Here is an 18,675-nt window from a genome sequence, read left to right on the forward strand (position 1 = left end):
GTCAGCTTGAGAGCAGGGCGAGCAGCAGCCCGGCGGTGACCAGAACCGCCGGCAACAGGCAGACCAGTGCCCCGAACCGGGAGGTCCGGTCCGGGCGTCCACCGGGCCGGGCCCGGAACAGACGCCCCACACCGATCCAGCCGGCGACGAAGGCCGCCGCCGGCATCGGCAGCCCGCAGATCAGCGCGGCGACGCTCGCCGGTCCGGGGCCGGTCGCCGTGTACACCAGCACCTGGATCACCGGTACGACCAGCGCGAGCGGCCCGTACACCAGCAGGTTGCGTGGGCGTGCGGCCCAGCTCGCCGGGCGGAGCGGGTGCCGGGCGGCCAGCGCGGCGTCCGCGGCGTCGGCGCGACCCCGGGCGGCCCGTAGCGCGGCCAGCACGGTCGCCGGCCCACCGGCCATCGACCGGGTCGCCTCGGTCAACTCCGGCGGGGACGGCACCAACGAGATCGCCGGTACGCCCCGCTCCCGCAGCCGGGCCTGCTGGACCGCGAGCTGGGTGCGTACCTCCGTCAGCTCCTCCCGGGCCGCCTGCACCGATCGCGCCTGCTCGCCGGCGGCGGACGCGGCGGCCCGGCGTACCCCGTCGAGTTGCCGCGCGGCGGTCAGGTAGTCCTGCCAGGCGGCCAGGGCCGCCTCGGGCGTCGCGGCCGGCGGCGGCACCGACTCCCGGCTCCCGGACGTCCGCTGGCGGCCGGGACCGCTGGGCCCGGGGCGGCCGTCCCGGGCGGCCGCACCGGCCGTCGACGTACGCGTGTCGCCACTCATGCCGTCGTCCCCTCGTCGCGGCTCACGCCGTGGTCCCCTCCTCCGCGAACGGCACCAGGACTACACCGTGCTCGTCCGGACCGTCCCACAGCACCACCCGGCCCGGGCGGGGCCGCCACTCGACGGGGCGGTGGAAGACCGCGGCCAGCTGGGCACCCGGCACGTCCACGGCGGCGACGGCGGCGAGCTTGTCCACCGCGTCCTCCGGGCCCAGCAGCGCCGCGAACGGCGGCACCACCCGCCACCAGCCGAGCAGGTGCCGGCCGGCGGACGGGCCCTCGTGCAGCAGCGTCCGCAGCCGCTCGGTCGGCAGCTCCTCCGCGCCGGCCCGGTCCAGCCCGAACGCCACCAGGTAGGTCGGCTCGTCGCCGTCGCCGGCGTCCAACAGGTCGCCGTGGTCGACCATCGTCGCCGGGTGCCGTGCGCCCAGCTCGACGGTCAACTCCTCGGCCAGCGCCCCGTACGCGGGGTCCGGTGCGCTGACCACGAACCGGGCTGCGCCCGCCGGATGGTGCGCGGCGGTGCTCCGCGCCGCCGTCGCCAACAGCCGCGCCGCCTCCGGGCCGGGACCCAGGACCGCCAGGTTGCGGCCCGCCGCCGGCCCCAACGGGACGGCCACCGTCGACCGGGCCACGTCCACCGCCCGCCCCAACAGGGCGGCCGGCGCGAGCGCCTGCCCGGCGACCGCGGCCCGGTAGCGCGGGTCGTTGCGCAGCAGCGGCCGGGCCCAGCCGGCGAACACCACCGGCGGCGAGGAGCCCTCCGGCCGCGCCGACCACAGCTCGTGCCGCAGCCGCTCCACCGTCTCCGGCTCGTCGTGCGGGTCCGGGTGGCGGACCAGCCGCTCGTGACCCCGGACCGCCCCGCGCGGCCCACCCAGGCCGCCTGCGGTGTTCACCACCGCGCTGCCCACCGGCAGGCCGGCGGCCGAATCGTTCGTCGGTTCCAGCACCGCGCCGCCGCCCGGCAGCGCCACCCGGACCGGGAACTGGCCGAGCAACGAGTCCCGGTGCCCGGCCTCGGAGCGCCCGGCCAGCCCCAACTCGCCCGCGCCGGCCAACACCAGGTGTACGCCGTACGCCCGGCCCGCTCGGGCCAGCCCGTCCAGGCGGGCGGCGATGTCGCCGGCCAGCCGGTCGCGCTCGGCGAACACCAGCGGCAGGTTGTCGACCACGCACACGATCCGGGGCAGGCCGCAGTGCTGACGCAGCTCGGCGAAGCGCTGCCCACCGGCCCGCCGGCCGGCGTCCTCCCGGCGGCGGACCTCCGCCGTGAGCTGGTCGAAGAGGTCCCGCACGTACTCCCGGTCGGCGGTCATCGCGGCGGCCCGCACGTGCGGCACCCACGAACGGTCCCGCTCCGTCTGAAGGAACTCCACGAAGGACTCGCCCTCCGCCAGGTCCACCAGGTACAGCGCCAGCTCGTCCGGGCCGTACCGGGCGGTCAGGCCGAGGAGCGCGGTGGTGAGGAAGGCCGATCGCCCGGCGTCCGACCGGCCGCTCACCAACCAGTGCGGCGTCAGCTCCGTGAACCCGAGCGACACCGGCCGCCCGCCCGCGTCACCGACCGTCGTGGTCAACCCGTTCGTCGAGTCACCCGACCACCGCTCGTCACCCGTCGTCGGCAGCAGGTCGGTCAGAGACAGCCGGGAACCCGCCTCGATCTGCGCGGCGAGCCGCCGGCACACCGTGTCGACCAGCTCGGCCGGCGGATCCGCCTCGACGAACACCGGCGAGTTCAGCCCACCCGGCGGGTCCGCGCCCGGACCGCAGAACGAGGTGCCGGGCGGGTCGCCCAGCAGCGCGTACGCGTTGCGCATCGACAGCGTGGTGGCCCGCGGCAGCGGCGCCCGACCGGCGCCCGCCCCGCCGGCGTGTGGCCCGGCGCCCGCCCCGCCGGCGTGTGGCCCGGCGCCCGCCCCGCCGGCGTGTGGCCCGGCGCCCGCCCAACCCGCGACCACCAGGTGCAGCCCCGCCGACGGACCCTGCTCGGCCAGCGCCTCGATCCGCGCCAGGTCGGTCGGACCCGTCTGCTCGGGCAGCGCGGCGACCACCAACAGCAACGTCCGGTCGTGCCGGCGACGGCCCGCCGCGCCCGGCGTCACCCACTGCTCCGCCTCCGTCAGCACGGCACGCAGGCCGGGAACATCCATCGCGGGCGGTGGCAGCAGACCCGCGTCGGCCAGAGCGGCGAACGGGGCGAACGTCGTGCCGCCGGAGTCGACCGCCCGGACCAGCAGCGTGCCCGCCGGCGACGCCCCCAGCGACCGCAGCAGCACGGCCCGCAGCAGCCCGGCCACCCGCGGATCGCGGGCGTCCATGTCGATGCCGAGGTGACCGGTGCCGATCAGGGGGACCAGGGCTGGGAAGCGGGCGTCGTCCAGCGGACCCGCCGTGCCGACCCGGACGAACGGCGGCGGCCCCTCACCGGGAGCGGTATCGGCGGCGAGTGTCTCCAGAGGAGCACCCGACCAACCCGGAGCCACCAACGCCGCCACCGACCGCAGCCGGTCGGCCAACTCGTACTGCCGGCGCTGGTCCGCCGGGGCCGGTCGGGTCTCGTCCAGGATGTCGGCGGCGGCCGTCGCGGCGGCCGCGGCACGACGGTGCAGAGCGGCGGCCCGGTTGGTACGTCCCTTCGGACCGGCCACCGCGTCCACCCCCTCAGTCCGAGGCTGGCAACCCCTCCCCGAGGAGAGACGGTATCCCAGGTCGGGCCGCACCTTCGGGAGGTGGGGCGGCGCTGCGCGGAAGTCGTCGGAGATCTCACACGGTGACAGCGGCCCGTCACGATCCGCCGCAACTGACCCATTGGGTACGGGGCGGTGGACCGCTAGCCTCAGGACGTGGAATCAGTGCAGCCCCCCGCCGGTTCCCAGGTGTCCCGCGGGCAGCCCGCAACCCCCGGCGTCCCCACGCCGGCACCGGCGCCGGCGCCCGCGCAGGTCCCGGCGCAGCGGCCCCCCTCGGAGCAGCTGCCGCCGCCCCCGGCCCCCCCGACACCGGCGCGTCCGCGCCGCCGCGTCCGCACCGTGCTGACCGTGGTCGCCGGTGTGCTCGCGCTGCTCTGCCTCGGCGGCGGGATCGCCGGTTACGTGCTGTACGACCGCGCCACCGCCCCCGACCGCAGCGCCCCCGACGTGGTGGTGGACAACTATCTCCGAGCGTTCCTCGTCGACCGCAACGACGTTAAGGCGGAGCAGTTCACCTGCGGCAGACCGCTCGATCAGCTCCGTGAGTTGCGTGATGATCTCTTGGTGCGGGAAGAGCGCTTCGGCGTCCCCCTCAGCGTGAGTTGGGGCCGGCTAGACGTTCAGAGACAGGGCGACAGGGCCGATGTGCAGGTCGACCTAATTATCTCTGCGATGGTGGACGGCATTACCCAGAGCGATCGGCAGCCTTGGCGTTTTAGCGCCGAGTTGGGCAGCGACTGGCGAGTCTGCGAGGGCAGCAGGTCCGGCTGAGGTCACTCGATCCATAAGAGATGAATGGGCACTTCAAGGGTGGTCGGTGCCTGCCCGCGCCACGCCCAGCGATACCACTCCTCCTCCGGTGTGACTCGCACGCAGATGTCGCCTTCGGCACCCGAGTAGGTCTCGGTCACCGCGCGCAGGTCGCGGCGTTCCACCGAGTCCACGACGTGCACGACCCGGCGGCCGGTCACCGAGTCGGCCTCGATGATCGGCGTGGGCGCCGGATGCGTGGGGCCGTCCAGCGACACCAACCGGAACTTGGGATCACCACCGGGCGTGGGGCTTGCGTGAGAGCGGTCAGCGACCGTCTCGACCCAGACCCGCTCCACCGGAATCAGCGGTGCGAAGACCTCGACCTGCTCGGCTTCGGCGCGATACCACTCGTGCTCCGGGATGATCGGGACGTAGGTGCGACTGCCCTGGACCACGCGGTCGTCGGCCCGCAGGTCGCCCCGCCAACCGAGGCCGGGGAGCCCCACCAGGACCCGCCGTCCGCGAAGGTCGACCCGGCTGGTGGCCGGCACGATCTCGATGGGGCGCGGCGGTCGCGGCGCCCAGTCCGGATGGTCCGCGAAGGGATCCGGGAGCGGCTCGTTCACGGCAGCCCGCGCCTCATCCCGCACGCCGCAGCGGCGCCCCGCGCGACTGCATGAACGGCACCGGGTCGACGGCGCCGGCACTGCTCCGGTCACCGTCGCGGTGCACCTCGAAGTGCAGGTGCGGGCCGGAGGAGTTGCCGCTGCTGCCGACCTCCCCGATCACCTCGCCGGCGTTGACGTACTGACCGACGCTGACCCTGGGCTTCTCCACCATGTGGCAGTAGCGCGTGATCAGATCGTCGGCGTGGAGGATGTCGACGAACCACCCGCAACCGCCCTTGCCCGGGTAGCCGTCGACGTCGCAGCTCAGCCGTCCGCCGTTGTCAGGATCGCAGTGTGCCACCAGCACCCGGCCGGACGCGGCGGCGTGGATCGGGGTTCCCTTGCCGGCGCCGATGTCGACGCCGTTGTGCCCCGGGCGGCTGGCGGTACGGAAGCCGGAGCCGACGCCGCCGGTGATCGGAGCGGTCCAACCGGAGGCGGCGATCTCCCGCCCCGACGCCGCATCACACGTCTGCCGACCGGCGACCAGCGCGGTGCGGGCGGCCCCACCGGCGAGCGCGTCGACGATCTGGGCGGCGAGGGTCTCGTGCTTCGCGTACGCGTCGGGGAAGGCGCTCACCTGCACCTTCTGCGCGGCGATGGTGAGCGGCAGCCGCTCCCACCCATCGATGGTGAGCAGCTTCTCGTAGAACTTGCGGGCGGCGTACTCCGGGTTCATCCGCTGGGCGACGCTGCCCCAGGAGGCGCGCTGTTGGAAGAGGCCGACCGAGTCGTGGTCTGCTCCCACGCCCTCATTGGGCAGGTCCTCCGACTCTCCGACGGTGCGGTTCGCCAGGTTGCGCAGCCCCGATTCCTGCATCGCGGTCGCCACGGCGACGACCCAACCGCGGGGCGGGACCTTCATGTCCTGCCCGACCTTGATGATCCGGGCGGCGTTGCGGAGCTGGCTGTCCCCGTACTGGCTCAGTCGGGGCATCCGGCCGGTCACGTTGACCTGGAAGTCGCCGGTGCACTCGACGCTCATCTGTGTCATCTGCTCGGCCGAGTCGCCACCCAGCTCGGTGAGGAAGTAGGCGGCCGTGCCTCCGGTGCAGCAGAGCAGCGCCAGGGTGGCGGTGAGCGCGCCGGACAGGGCGCCGAGCCGGAGGCGCCGACGAGGGCGGCCCGTGTCGCCGTTCATTCCTGCTCCCAGTCCACCGCGTCGACCAACCATTGCCCATTCGGCGCGACCAGCTCCAGGCGGAGCCGGCCGGTGTCGAGGGGCACCAGCACCTCCACGAACGTCGCGCTGCGGGGCCGGAGCGTGACCTTGTCGGTCACCTGCCCGCCGGGAACCTCGGCCGGCACCGCATCCGCCAGCTTCGCGGTGAGTTCGGGTGTGGACAGCGGACGCATCCCGTCGTGCCACTGCGCGGCCGTGGCGCCCGGCTTGCCCAGCCACGCGGCGACGAACCGGTCCGCCGTCTGCTCGGGGGTCAACTCCCCGGGCCGGGTCACCGGAGTGGGCTCGCTCGCACCGCCCACCAGGCCGTCGTCACCGGCGCCCGGCTCGACGGTGGTGATCGGCTCGCTCGGCCGGTTGGTGAGGCCGAGCGTGGGGTCGCCGGGACCGGCGACGAGTCGCGCGGCGCCGATGATGCCGAAGACCACCACCGCGAGAGCCAGGGCGATGCCGAGTCGGGATCGCAGCACCCGGGTGACCAGGAACTCCACTGCCCGTCGCAACGCACTCACCGTGCCTCGGAGCGGATCCGCGGGGTGGGTCTATCCGGATCCCGGTCCACAGAGCCGGGCCGGTAGATGACGAAGGACGGCTTCTCCTCCGGCACGTCCGGCTCCGTCCAGGTGGCGGGCTGCCGGCGGCGCGGTCGGGGAGCGGTGGGGCGGGACGATTCCGGGCGGTCGGCGGGCTGCTCCTTGGCGCCTTCCCGACCGTCCGGGCGCTGGCGATCCGTGCCAGCGGGCTTCGTGTGCACCGGGTCCTCGTGCCGTGCCTCGGGCCGCAGCCGGGGCTGCTCCGCCACGACGGCCTTGCGGCGACCCAGGGTCGGCTCGGCGGTCCCGCCCGGCTCGGCCACGTCGAGACGGGCTGCGGCCCGCATGTCACGGAAGAAGCGCCGATGCCAGGATCCCGCGGAGCTGACCGCCTCGCTGCTGTCCTTGCCGCCGAGTTGGGTGATCCGGCGATAAGGCCGCAGCAGCAGCCAGCCGACCACCCCGCACAGCCACACCAGCACCACCTGGAGCCAGCCGGGCAGGGTCGGCGTGCTCATGATGAGGTCGACCGCGAACAGGTAGATGGCGGCGCCGGTGCCGAAGATGGCGATGTTGAAGACGGCAGCGACCACAGCGTTCGCCAGGCGCCGCAGGCCGGCGCTCGCCGGTCTGAGCAACCCCACCGTGCCGAGGATCGGCGCCGCGATCACGGCCCATCGGAAGATCAGGAAGCCGAGCAGCACCAGCAGCGACGCGGTGAGGTCGAACATCGCGAAGAGCACCGACGCGAGCACCGCGATGAACCCGGCGCCGACCCGGTCCATGTCCCGGACCCCCTGGAGGTACTCGTACGCCTCCGGATCCTCGCGCTCGATCTGCGCGGCCACCGTCATCCACTGCTGCTGCTTCGCGCGGATGGTTGCGTCGCGGGTGCTCGGGTTGGCCCGGAGCTTCTCCGCCTCCTCCCACGACAGCGACTTCGCGTCGTAGAGCGCGGCGCCATACTTCTTGGCCGTCTCGCTGTCCGCAGAGCCAAGGGCACCCCGCAACCAGTTGCGGTAGAGCATTGCCTCGGTCGCCGTATCACTCGCTCGCACTGCTGGCGGGCGCTTGTCGACGCAGGCGTCCGGGTTCGGAACAACGCACTTCTCAGGCGGGATGTCCTTTGAAGCTGGGCCGACGGCATCGTGCACCACCCCGAGGGTGGTCACGAGTGTGCCGTCCGCGACGTTGGCAGACTTGACCGGCCACGCGGCCAACGCGGTGACTGCCACCATGACGAGCAGGGCCCAGCCGGCCGTGGTCATGGCATTGCTCATGTCCGACTGGCGGGAGCGCCACAGGAGGTAGAGGCCGACCACGCAGAGCGTGATGATGCCGAAGACGCTGAACACCTTCTGGTAGACGGCCTTCGTTGCCTGCTCCACCAGGGGATCGGCCCATTTCCACATGGTGCTGGGATCCCACGCCCGCTCGCGGAGTGCGTTCGAGGCACCGACGATCGCCGTCGCGACCATGAACTCGCCGTTGGCGACCGTGTTGCTGAATTTGTAGTCCGGATGCAGCACCGAGGACGCGCATCCACCGTCGACCCGGTAGGTGGTGTAGCCGTAGCCGGCGTACCCGTAGTCCGTGTAGTAGCCCTTCGGCCCCGGCTGCTTCGAGGATTCCGGACGCGACGCGAACCAGCCCGCAAGCCCGGAATCCGGTGCGGTCGGAGTCGGCGGCTTCCAGCAGTTCGCCTCGGACTCGGCGACCTGCTGAAGCTTCTTGACGCAGGCGCGGAAGTCGGCCTGCCATTCGGCGGTCGTGCACAGCTCGGCCCGGGCCTGTGCGGTGACCGGAGGTGCTGCCGCGGCCGGTGTCGCGCCGAGCAGCGGCCAGGGAACTGTGGCCCCGGCCAGTACGCCGAGGGCGAGCAGGAACGCCGTGATCCGTGCTCGGGCCCTCGCCATGTCACGCCTCCAGATCCGGCAGGGGGACGTTCGGCAGCACCCCGGCCGCCGCGGCGATCGCGGCGGGCGTGGTGTCAAGGTGTTCCAGCAGCCCGTCGACGTACGACACGTCCACCCGGACCTTCTGCACCCGCCCGTCGACGTCCCGCATCACGAACTCGCGGAAGCCGAGTCGGGCGGCCGACGAGGTGTCGGCCGTCGACAGCGAGGCCAGGGTGGCCTCGTAGCCGTCGTTGACGGGGACGCGTAGCAGCCGTAGGGCCTCGGAGGCGATCTCGGTGTCCTCCGCGATCCGCCCGACGAAGACGGTGGAGACGAGGTTCTGCACGTCGAGGCCGAGGATGTCGCGGGGGTTCTGCGAGGCGACCAGCGCGGCGAGGTTCCACTTGCGGGAGTCCCGGGCGAGGCGGACCAGGAAGGAACGCCCGGAGCGCCAGCCCTCCATGAAGTGGGCCTCGTCCAGGCCGACGAGCTTGCGCGACGACATGGACCCGCCGTAGCAGCGGCGCACGGCGAGCCGGTGCGCGGTGTGCAGCATCGGCAGGGCGAGGGCCTCCTCGGCGGACCAGTATTCGCGCTCGATCTTGAGGTCAGGAAGCCGGAGGCCGGCCATGGTGATCACGGTGAGCGCGGCGTCGGGGCCGAGCAGCCCCTCGGGTGGGCGCCCGAAGAAGAGCATCGCCAAGGGCATCTCGGCGGTGTCGAGCAGCAGGTTCGCCAACTCCTTGCCGCTGTCGTCGTCGAGTTGGCCCAGCGTGGTGACCACGTCGTCCAGGGTGGACGTCTCCTCGGCGGGCACCTGGCGGACGGCGTGCCGAAACAGGGTTGCGGTGGACGCCTCGCGGGCCACCTGCGGCGGCACGAGCATCATGCAGATGTCCTGCACCAGCATCCGCCGCTCGGCCCGGGCGTTGGAGACCGCGATCTCGAACTCCCGGTCACCGGCGGCGCCGGGGGCGAACTCGGTGCGCAGCGGCGTCGGGATCAGCGCGTACGGGGCGAGCGTCCCGTGCTCGGAACCGGTCAGGTTGAGCACCCGGGAGTAGGGGCGCAGCTCGGGCATCGCGCAGAGCCGGGCCAGCGGGCCGGACGGGTCGAGGAGGGTCACCTGGACGCCTCGTCGGGCGGCGAGGTAGCCCAGGGCGCCCAGCAGGGTGGACTTGCCACCGCCCGGCTCGGCGACGAACACGGCGAGGCCGGAGCGTTCGCGGACCTCCATCGGGTAGTGCAGGTCGAGGAAGACGGGCCGGCGGCAGGTGCCGGCCGTACGCCCGATCAGGTCGCCGCGTCGGTCGCCGACGGTGGAGGCGGCCTGCGGCAGCGCGGCGGCCAGCAGCGGCACCGGCATCCGGCGGACGTAGCCGGTGTTGGCGATGGGCTCGCCCGGGATGAACTCGCGGGCCAGCCAGTCCTGGTTCTTCGGGTGCTGCAGGGAGATGCGCAGCTCGCGGGAGTAGAGCTGGATGAGCCGGCGGGCCCGCTCCATGCACTCCTCGCGGGTGCGGCCGCCGACCGCGATCCGGTGCCAGCCGTGCGCGCGGGCCGAGTCGACGGGGAGGCCGGTGGTCATCTCGTCGCCGATGACCAACGCGCGCTTGGCGAGCCGCTCCAGCTCCGGCGGGGCGTCGATGCCGTGCTCGGCGTAGTCGAGCTGCTGGGAGCGGATCATGCGGAGCCGGTGTTCGAGGTTGCGGAACGAATCGCCCGAACCGAGGATGTCGACCCGGGTCGACAGCTCCATCGGCCAGGGCAGGCGCTCGTGGAAGTGCAGCCAGGGCTCGTGCCGCTCGGGGATCTCCAACGGTTCCATCCGACCCACGGCCAGTACGGCGACGTGCCGCTCCTCGCCGGTCATCCGGTTGACCAGCTTGACCGTCGAGCCGTAGGGGGTGCGGTAGCGCTCCACCTGCTCGGTGAGGGCGAGCAGGTCGCCCCGCTCCCAGCGTCCGTTGGTCACCGGCGACAGCGCGCCGGGGGGTGACATGCAGAGCGCCACCGAGCGGTAGAGCAGCCACTCCAGCTCCTGCGCGGTGACCCGTCGCCCGCGCATGCCGAACGCGCCGAGCACCTCGTCGAACTGTTCCACGGTCCGGCCGAGCCGGCGGCGCTCGCCCTCGGCGACGCCCCGGCCGAAGGTGCGGAGCATGCGCTCGGTGAGCGAGTCGCCGAGCGACCGGCGGGCGAAGGTGACCCCGAGGTAGGTCTGGCCCTCGGCGTGGTTGATCGACATCAGGTGCCGCTGGGCGGCGACCAGGTGGTCGCCCCAGCCGGGCGTGCCGGGCACGTCGGGCAGCGGGGCGACGGTGTGGGCGTCGATGGTCCGGGCCCACTCGTCGGCCGGGAAGGGGCGGGTGGTGCGGCGCAGGTGCAGGCGGAAGCCGGCGAGGCCGGCGTACTGCTCGGAGATCGCCGCGAGCAGCGCCTCGCGTTCGGCGTCGGGGCGGAAGGCCCAGCGCACCTCGGGTAGCCAGTACCAGGCGGTGACCGTGTTGGGGGTGAAGGTGAGGTGGCCGGCGATCTCGGTGATCGCCAGCTCCACCGAGGGGTCCCGGTCGCCGAATTTGATCTTCGGGGCGCGGACCCGGACCGGCTTGGTCGGCTGGTTGCGCCGCCCGGTCGCGCGCTCCCGCGGCGTCGCCACCTCACGACCGGTCGACGGCGCTGCCGTGCGCTCCGGCCGGTCGCCCCGCGACCGCCGGGACGTCGGCTCCGGCTCGGGTGGGCGCGGCGTCTCGGTGGGCCGGTCCGGCAGTGGCTCCGCGTCGGCCGGCGGCCGGACCACCGGCAACCGGTCGCCCGCCTGGTGGGGCACCCGCGACCGGGCCGGCGCGGCCGGCACCGGCTCGTCGCCGGCGGACGGCCGGATCGACGGCACTGCCGGGCCGCGATCCACCCGGCGGTCGACCGCCGGGTTGTGGTCCGTCGGTGCGCGATCCGTCGAGTCGCGATGCGCTGGCGTGGCGGGGAGTCGCGGTGTCGGGTGCGCGACGGGGGCGGGTGCCGGCTCCACCGCGGCGGGTTGCTGGGGGATCGGCGCGTGCTCGCGGCCCGGGCCGCGCGGCGGGGCGACCGGGCGGGCCGGTCGCGTGCCGCCGAAGAGGTCGAGGAACGGGGAGTCGATGTCCGGGCTCTCCGGGACCGGCGGCGGCTCGCCCGCCGGGCTCCGCCGGGAGACCGGCCGGGGGGCCTGGAAGACGCCCACTCCGCCGTGCCCGGGGGAGGTGGCGTACGCCGGATCCAGCGCGGCCTCGTCCACCTCCCGGCTCTCCGGGTAATCGAATGAACGCGCACGGTGACTGTCCGGCACGGCTGGACGTCCGGCCGGGGAACCCGGCGTGGAAGAGCGGCTCATGCGATCGCCTCACCCGCGTCGTGCGACCGCCCGATCGGCGTACGCCCGGTCATGCCAGCTCCTCCCGGATCCTGATCCCGCTGCCGACCAGGCGCGGATCGCGCTGCTCGGCGGCCGGCTCCCGGGTGCGCCGCCAGTCGGTCAGCGCGGTGCGGATCACCATGCGCGCCGGCCGGTCCGGATCGACGTACCGGAAGATGAACGACGTGGTCACGATGGCGAGCGCGATCTCCCAGGCGGGGAAGAGCTCCACCTTCAGCGTGAACAGCCAATGGATGAACATGTAGAGGGGGACGAGCAGCATGAAGAGCCCGTACTGGGCGTAGGGCAGGTGGACGGGAAGGGTGTAGCCGGGCGGCCCGAGGTAGACCAGGCGTGCCCGGTAGATGTCGTCGTCGGTGCGCAGCCGCATGTCGAGCTCGCGCCTACTCGAAGATCAGGTCGATCAGGTAGTCGCCGATGAAGAACAGTGTCGCGGCGCCGGCGATGAAGGCGAGGCCGACGATCGCGATGGCCGAGCTGGTCAGCACCTTGGAGATCTCGCCGCGGCTGGCCCGGCCGATGAAGATGACGCCGAGGACGGCGAGGAGGATCGGCGCGATCTTGCTGGCGAAGAAGGTGACGACACCCTCGGTGTCGATGCCCTTCGGCGCCGGCTCGGCGAGTGGAGTCGACGCCAGGGTCGAGAGCGCGTGGGCGGCGCTGGACGACGCCGTCTCCAGGAGCTCGATGGCGATCACTGAAACCTCCCCAAATCGCGGCCGGCGACGCCGCGGCGGTGCAGTAGACAAGCCTGGCGGGAAATGTGCTCACTGGGCGCAGCGGAGCTGACCCTGCGTTCGTTACTCACCACGGAGAGTGGTGAGCTTTGGCCGGATTTCTCCCGCTTCGGCCCTCCCTCCAGGCTTCGCCATCTCGATGCTGGGCAATTCCAAAGCGTACGGGCCGCCCCTGAATGCGACAAGCCGCGAAGAGGCTGCCCGATTCGGCCCGGACGACCGATCGTACACCTGTTCCAATTCGCATGTCAGGTGTGCTCCCGGAGGCTCCCCCGGGCCGGCGGGGGTCGCCACGGCGACCGGTACCGTCTAGTCGTGACCGATCTGGTACGGGCCCCGGCCCCGGTGGTGATGGGCGTCCTCAACGTCACGCCGGACTCCTTCTCCGACGGCGGACGGTACGCCGACCTCGATGCGGCCGTCGGACACGGCGTCCGACTACGCGCGGACGGCGCGCACCTGGTCGACGTGGGTGGCGAGTCCACCCGCCCGGGTGCCGACCGGGTCGACGCCGAGACCGAGGCGGCCCGGGTCGTCCCGGTCATCCGCGAGCTGTCCGCCGCCGGTGTGCCGATCAGCATCGACACCACCCGGGCGCTGGTCGCCGAGGCGGCGCTGGCCGCCGGGGCGGTGGTGGTGAACGACGTCTCCGGCGGACTGGCCGACCCCGACATGGCCCGCGTGGTGCGCGACGCCGGCTGCCCCTGGGTGCTGATGCACTGGCGTGGGCACTCACGCGGCATGCGCGAACTGGCGACCTACACCGACGTCGTCGCCGACGTCCGGGCCGAGCTGGGCCGACGCGTCGACGAGGCGCTGCACGCCGGTGTCGCCGCCGACCGGATCATCGTCGACCCGGGGCTCGGCTTCGCCAAGACCGCCGCACACAACTGGCAGCTCAGCACCCGCCTGCCCGAGCTGCTCGACCTCGGTTACCCGCTGCTCTTCGGCGCCAGCCGCAAGTCGTACCTGGGTGCGCTGCTGGCCGGCCCGGACGGCACGCCGCGCCCGACCGCGCAGCGGGAGGCGGCCACCGTCGCCACCAGCCTGCTCGCGGTGGCGGCGGGCGCCTGGGGCGTACGCGTGCACGACGTCCGCGCCACGGCGGACGCGCTCGCCGTCTGGCGCGCGACCGGCGGCCCGCGCCTGCTGCCAGGCGTCGCCGCGGGCGGCGGAGGCGGCCCGCGCCCCGGCCGGGAGGGGGCGCGATGACCGACCGGATCGTGCTGACCGGCCTGCGTGCGCACGGCCGGCACGGGGTGTACGACTTCGAACGCGTCCAGGGACAGGCCTTCGTCGTCGACGCGGTGCTCGAACTCGACCTCGGCCCGGCCGCCCGCTCCGACGACGTGGCGGACACCGTCCACTACGGGGAGCTGGCCGAGCGCCTGGTGGCGGTGATCACGGGGGAACCGGTCAACCTGATCGAGACGCTCGCCGACCGGCTGCTCACGGTCTGCCTGGCCGACCCACGGGTGGCGACCGCGACGGTGACCGTGCACAAGCCGGAGGCGCCGGTGCCGCACACCTTCACCGACGTCGCCGTCACCATCTCCCGGGCGCGCACCCGATGACCCGGGCCGTCCTCTCCCTCGGCAGCAACCTCGGCGACCGGCTCGCCCACCTGCGCTCCGCGGTGACCGCACTCGGCGACACGGTGCGGGTCGTCTCCGGGGTGTACGAGACTCCACCGTGGGGGGACGCGGACCAGCCCGCGTACCTCAACGCCGTGCTGCTCGCCGAGGATCCCACCGCGAGCGCTCGCGACTGGCTGGAGCGGGCACGGGCCGCGGAGCGCGCGGCCGGCCGGGTCCGGGACCCGGAGCGACGGTTCGGGCCGCGCACCCTGGACGTGGACGTCATCGCGGTCTGGGACGGCGACGAGCCGGTGCTCAGCGACGACCCGGAGCTGACCCTCCCGCACCCCCGCGCCCACCTGCGGGCGTTCGTGCTGCGGCCGTGGATCGACATCCAGCCGTACGGCCGGCTGCCCGGCCACGGGTGGCTCACCGACCTGCTGACCGACGGCCCGGTCGCCGCCGACGCCCTGGAACTGCGTCCCCGCCCGGAACTGGCGATAGAGTCGACGGCATGACCCAGCGGAGGCGGCCGGCATGACGCAGGCGAAGTCCCCACCGCCGGGCGGGACGGGGCCGGACGACTCGCGGATGGGCCCGACCCGGGTCTCCACCCTGGTGGTCGCCGCTCTGGCGGCCGCCGCGGTGGCCTGGCTGCTGATCAGCACCTACTACTACAGCGGCATCCCCCGGCTGCCCTGGCTGCCGGTGGTCACCCTGGCCGGGCTCGCCGTGCTGGAGGGCTACGCGGCGATCAACACCCGCGGTCGGATCGAACGCCGGCCCGGCCGTGACCCGGTCAACCCGTTGCTGGTCGCCCGGTTCGTGGTGCTCGCCAAGGCGTCGTCGCTGGTCGGCGCGATCTTCGCCGGCTTCTACGCCGGGCTCACCGGCTGGCTCTTCGTCGAGTCCACCCGGGCCGCCACCGAGGACCGGGCTCCCGCCGGCGGCGGTCTGCTCGCCTCGCTGGCCCTCGTGGCGGCCGCGCTCTGGCTCGAGCGGTCCTGCCGGGTGCCAAGGCGTCCGGAGGACGAGCGCGAGCCCGACGATCGGGAGAGCCGCCCGGGTCAGCGCTGATCGATGCTCCCGCCGGAGGCGGCGCAGCCAGGGGGTTACGTGCGGCTCCCGGCGCGGGTACGGTGCCTGCGATCGGGGAGCGACGGCCGCGCCGGTCCATCCGCACTGCGGAGCTGGACGACCGGCCGAGGGGAGGCGGCGTCATGGCGTACGAGCAACCGGGCCGCGACGGGACGGTCGAGCCCTCGTCCGGGGTGCCCGCCGCCGTCCTGGAGAACGTCTTCGACGACCCCGCGCACGGCGAGCCGGGCCGGGACCGGGTCGGGGTGCACATCGGCTGGGAGGTCGTGCTGCTGCTCGGGGCTGCCGCCGTGGCCTGGCTGCTGTGGCGGGAGGACCCGGACGTGCTGCGCGACGCGGCCCTGCGGTCGCTGCTGGTCGACGTCGTCGCCCTCGGCCTACTGGCCCTCGCCGCCGGGCTGAGCCTGCGCACCGCCGCGCCCAACCTGGCGATCGGCCCGGTGGCGGTCGCCGCGGGCCTGCACTTCGCCGAGCAGAGCGACCGTGGGGTGGTCGCCGCGGTGCTGCCCGCCGCCATCGTGGCGGCGGTCGGCGGGCTGCTGCTGGGGCTGGTCGTGGTGGTCCTGCACGTGCCCGGGTGGGCGGCCAGCCTGGGCGCCGCGGCGGCCGTGATCGTGTACATCGAACGCCGCTCCGCCCCCGTGCTGGTGCAGGGCGAGTTCGACCCGCGCCGGCACGCCGTCTACCTCGCCGCCGGCTTCGCCGCGGTCGCGGTCCTCGGCGGGCTGTTCGGCGCCATCCGGGCCATCCGCCGGCTGGTCGGCCGGTTCCGGCCGGTCGCCGACCCGGCCCTGCGCCGGGGCGGGGTGGCCGGCGTGGTCACGGCGGGCGCGCTGGTCGGCTCGATGGCGCTGGCCATGCTGGCCGGCGTGCTCCTCGCCGCGAACGGCACCGGCCCGGTGGCGCCCACCACCGGCCTGGACTGGACGGCGCTCGCCGTGGGCGTGGCGCTGCTCGCCGGGACCAGCGCGTACGGCCGGCGGGGCGGCGTCCTGGGCACCCTGCTCGCGGTGGCGCTGGTGTCGGCCTTCCTCGCGTACGCGCAGGCGCGCGACTGGACGGTCAGCCGCTGGGCGGTCGGCGCGGTCGCACTCGCCGTCGGGCTGTTCGTCACCCGGCTCGTCGAGCGTTACGGACGACCGGGCACGGCGACCGCCACCACCGAACCCGCCGAGCCGGCCGGCGACGGCGCGATCAGCACGGGCTGGGCGATGCCGAGACCACGACCGATGGACGACTGGCCGGCCCTGTCGACGCCGTCCACGGAGAGCCCCGTCGACCCCTGGCACACCCCCCGTTGGCAGGCCGAGCCGCGTCGGTGGGACGACGACGAGCGCTGACCCGGGCCGCGTCCAGCGGGCCGGCGGTGATCTCGACGGCTAGGCTCGGCGACATGACCGAGACACCTGCCAACCCCACCGGCGGCCACTCGTTCGAGGAGTTGGACGCGCTGTCCACGGAGGAACTGCGGGAGCGGGCGTTCGCGCTCGCCCGGGAACGCCGCGACGTCGGCTTCTTCTGGTCGGTGCTGCAGCGTCTGCCGAACGCGGACGAGGCCGCCGCGTTGGACGGCGCGTTGAACTCGGTCGGACCGACCGTCGACGAGGCGGCCGCGCTCTGGCGGGAGCTGACCGGGCACGGCTACGAGGAGTCCGCGCCGCTGCTGCGGGCCGCCTTCATCGACTACCTGATGAAGCACTGAGTGGCCGGCGCGCGCTGGTCCGGTAGCCGTACCGGCTCGGGGGCGGGACGCGGCCGATCGGGTGCCGCCCGGTCGGGACTGGGGCGGATCACGGCGCTGACCAACCGGACCGGCCGGGTCAGCCGCTACGGCACGGCGGCCGGCACCGGCACGCTCGCCGTGCTCGTCCTCGTCGCCGTGTCGGGCAGCCCGGCGTACGTCGGCTGGGTCGAGAACCACACCGACCCGAACGCGGCCGGCGGCTGGTATCTGCGGCTGCTCGCCTGGCCGGCCTGGCGGCTCGACGCCGACGGCCAGCCGGGCGGGGTCCTCGCCGCCGACCTGCGGGCGATCCTGCTGGTCGTCCTCGCGGCGGCGCTGCTCTACGTGCTGCCCGCCGCCCAGGTGGCGCGCGTGCCCGGCCCGGTCAGCCAGTTCTTCTCCGGCTGGGCCGCGTACGTGCTGGCCGCCGGCCTCGCCGCGGTGCTCGCGGTGCTGCTCGGGCCCGACCCGTCCCTGCTCGGCGCGCTGCAGGCCGCGAACGCGGGCGCCGGTTACGGCTTCCTCACCGGCTGGGTCATCGGCACCGCCAGCCTAGGCGGCCGGGCCTGACGGTCCGGCGTGCGCCCGACCCGGCCGGGTGCGGGTCGTCCGGTCAGTCCGCCCGGCCGAGGTCCAGCAGGCGCTGCCGACCGAGCACCCCGACCGGTCGCCCCCCGTCGGTGACGACCACCCGGTCGGCCGCCGAGGTCAACATCACCGCCAACGCGTCGTACGCCGAGCCACCCAGCGCCACGGTCGGCGCGTCCGGGGCGCCGTCGGCCGGCACCGGCTCCAGCGTCTCCGCCCGGACCGGGGTGACCACCAGCCGGCGGATGCCCCGGTCGGCGCCGACGAACTCCCGGACGAACGGGGTGGCCGGCGCGCCGAGCAGCGCCGCCGGCGGGGCGTACTGCTCCAGGTGACCGCCCTCGGAGAGCACCGCGATCCGGTCGCCGAGCCGGACCGCCTCGTCGAGGTCGTGGGTGACCAGCACGATCGTCTTGCGCACCTCGGCCTGCAACCGCAGGAACTCCTCCTGCAACCGGGTCCGGACGATCGGGTCGACGGCCGAGAACGGCTCGTCCATCAGCAGCACCACCGGGTCGGCGGCGAGTGCGCGGGCGACACCGACCCGCTGCCGCTGGCCGCCGGAGAGCTCGTGCGGGTAGCGCTGCCCGAACTGCCCCGGGTCGAGACCGACCAGCTCCAGCAGCTCGTCGACCCGGTTCCGGGTGCGGTCCCGGGACCAGCCGAGCAGCCGGGGGACCGTCGCGACGTTGGCCCGCACCGTCTGGTGGGGGAAGAGCCCGACGTTCTGGATCACGTAGCCGATCCGGCGACGCAGCCGCACCGGGTCGGCCCGGGTCACGTCCTCGTCGCCGAGCAGGATCCGGCCCGTCGTCGGCTCGATCAGCCGGTTGATCATCCGGAGCACGGTCGACTTGCCGCAGCCGGACGGCCCGATCAGCACCACCAGCTCACCGGCGCCGACCTCGAGGCTCAGCCCGCGTACGGCCTCGGTGCCGTCCGGGTAACGCTTGCCGATCCCCTCCAGGGTGATCGATGCGGCGTGCGGGGCCGCCCCCGCGCGCCCGGTGGCGCCGGAGCTCTCCGGGGTAACGTCCACGT

At 74.1% G+C, this 18,675-nt stretch carries 18 protein-coding genes; 8 read left to right on the forward strand and 10 right to left on the reverse strand.

Features of this window, described 5'->3' with window-relative positions; translation table 11 throughout:
- Position 1: 1 nt before the first annotated feature.
- A complete protein-coding gene (locus tag ACIBTV_RS00665) occupies positions 2–772 on the reverse strand; it encodes a hypothetical protein (protein ID WP_396700952.1) in 771 nt (256 codons plus the stop codon).
- A gap of 22 nt (positions 773–794) precedes the next feature.
- Complete coding sequence (locus ACIBTV_RS00670) at positions 795–3,431, reverse strand: FtsK/SpoIIIE domain-containing protein (protein WP_396700954.1); 2,637 nt, start codon at positions 3,429–3,431, stop codon at positions 795–797.
- Positions 3,432–3,626: 195 nt separating this feature from the next.
- On the opposite strand from ACIBTV_RS00670, the gene ACIBTV_RS00675 reads away from it, so the two are divergent.
- The gene (locus ACIBTV_RS00675) at positions 3,627–4,235 is read left to right on the forward strand and encodes a hypothetical protein (RefSeq protein WP_396702009.1); all 609 of its coding nucleotides are present in this window, start codon (positions 3,627–3,629) and stop codon (positions 4,233–4,235) included.
- Positions 4,236–4,237: 2 nt separating this feature from the next.
- Here ACIBTV_RS00675 and ACIBTV_RS00680 read toward each other — a convergent pair whose 3' ends face one another.
- Genes ACIBTV_RS00680 through ACIBTV_RS00710 form a run of 7 tightly spaced genes read right to left on the reverse strand, consistent with a single transcriptional unit; the run spans position 4,238 to position 12,609 of the window.
- Positions 4,238–4,843: a hypothetical protein gene (locus ACIBTV_RS00680; protein ID WP_396700956.1), complete on the reverse strand. Its 606-nt coding sequence runs from the start codon at positions 4,841–4,843 to the stop codon at positions 4,238–4,240.
- A gap of 13 nt (positions 4,844–4,856) precedes the next feature.
- A complete protein-coding gene (locus ACIBTV_RS00685; RefSeq protein ID WP_396700958.1) occupies positions 4,857–6,026 on the reverse strand; it encodes a M23 family metallopeptidase in 1,170 nt (389 codons plus the stop codon).
- Positions 6,023–6,580, reverse strand: coding sequence for a hypothetical protein (locus ACIBTV_RS00690; protein WP_396700960.1), 558 nt, complete (start codon positions 6,578–6,580; stop codon positions 6,023–6,025). The genes ACIBTV_RS00685 and ACIBTV_RS00690 overlap by 4 nt, the downstream gene beginning before the upstream one ends.
- A complete protein-coding gene (locus ACIBTV_RS00695; protein WP_396700962.1) occupies positions 6,577–8,517 on the reverse strand; it encodes an MFS transporter in 1,941 nt (646 codons plus the stop codon). The genes ACIBTV_RS00690 and ACIBTV_RS00695 overlap by 4 nt, the downstream gene beginning before the upstream one ends.
- Before the next feature lies 1 nt (position 8,518).
- Positions 8,519–11,869 (reverse strand): ATP-binding protein, encoded by a 3,351-nt coding sequence (locus ACIBTV_RS00700; RefSeq protein WP_396700964.1) that lies wholly within the window; start codon positions 11,867–11,869, stop codon positions 8,519–8,521.
- Positions 11,870–11,918: 49 nt separating this feature from the next.
- Positions 11,919–12,281 (reverse strand): hypothetical protein, encoded by a 363-nt coding sequence (locus ACIBTV_RS00705; RefSeq protein ID WP_091594303.1) that lies wholly within the window; start codon positions 12,279–12,281, stop codon positions 11,919–11,921.
- 13 nt (positions 12,282–12,294) lie between these two features.
- Positions 12,295–12,609, reverse strand: coding sequence for a hypothetical protein (locus ACIBTV_RS00710; RefSeq protein ID WP_396700966.1), 315 nt, complete (start codon positions 12,607–12,609; stop codon positions 12,295–12,297).
- Between the two features lie 354 nt (positions 12,610–12,963).
- Here ACIBTV_RS00710 and folP point away from each other — a divergent pair, with 354 nt between their 5' ends.
- The 7 genes from folP to ACIBTV_RS00745 all read left to right on the forward strand — a co-directional run bounded on the left by folP (position 12,964) and on the right by ACIBTV_RS00745 (position 17,616).
- Entirely contained in the window at positions 12,964–13,860 is an 897-nt protein-coding gene (gene folP / locus ACIBTV_RS00715; protein WP_396700968.1) for a dihydropteroate synthase, read from the forward strand.
- Positions 13,857–14,222 (forward strand): dihydroneopterin aldolase, encoded by a 366-nt coding sequence (gene folB / locus ACIBTV_RS00720; protein WP_396700970.1) that lies wholly within the window; start codon positions 13,857–13,859, stop codon positions 14,220–14,222. The genes folP and folB overlap by 4 nt, the downstream gene beginning before the upstream one ends.
- Positions 14,219–14,743, forward strand: coding sequence for a 2-amino-4-hydroxy-6-hydroxymethyldihydropteridine diphosphokinase (gene folK, locus ACIBTV_RS00725; protein WP_396700972.1), 525 nt, complete (start codon positions 14,219–14,221; stop codon positions 14,741–14,743). The genes folB and folK overlap by 4 nt, the downstream gene beginning before the upstream one ends.
- A gap of 19 nt (positions 14,744–14,762) precedes the next feature.
- Positions 14,763–15,302 carry a DUF3180 domain-containing protein gene (locus ACIBTV_RS00730; protein ID WP_396700974.1) on the forward strand — a complete coding sequence of 180 codons (540 nt, stop codon included), beginning with the start codon at positions 14,763–14,765 and terminating at the stop codon, positions 15,300–15,302.
- Between the two features lie 143 nt (positions 15,303–15,445).
- A complete protein-coding gene (locus ACIBTV_RS00735) occupies positions 15,446–16,663 on the forward strand; it encodes an ABC transporter permease (RefSeq protein WP_396700976.1) in 1,218 nt (405 codons plus the stop codon).
- 53 nt (positions 16,664–16,716) lie between these two features.
- Positions 16,717–17,025, forward strand: a complete 309-nt coding sequence (locus ACIBTV_RS00740) for a hypothetical protein (protein WP_396700978.1) — start codon at positions 16,717–16,719, stop codon at positions 17,023–17,025.
- 87 nt (positions 17,026–17,112) lie between these two features.
- On the forward strand, positions 17,113–17,616 hold the full coding sequence (locus ACIBTV_RS00745; RefSeq protein WP_396702011.1) for a hypothetical protein: 504 nt from the start codon (positions 17,113–17,115) through the stop codon (positions 17,614–17,616).
- A 43-nt stretch (positions 17,617–17,659) separates the two neighbouring features.
- Here ACIBTV_RS00745 and ACIBTV_RS00750 read toward each other — a convergent pair whose 3' ends face one another.
- A complete protein-coding gene (locus tag ACIBTV_RS00750; protein WP_396700980.1) occupies positions 17,660–18,673 on the reverse strand; it encodes an ABC transporter ATP-binding protein in 1,014 nt (337 codons plus the stop codon).
- Between the last annotated feature and the right edge of the window lie 2 nt (positions 18,674–18,675).

Origin of the sequence: Micromonospora sp. NPDC049366, assembly GCF_044466625.1 — a bacterium.
Classification (GTDB): domain Bacteria; phylum Actinomycetota; class Actinomycetes; order Mycobacteriales; family Micromonosporaceae; genus Micromonospora.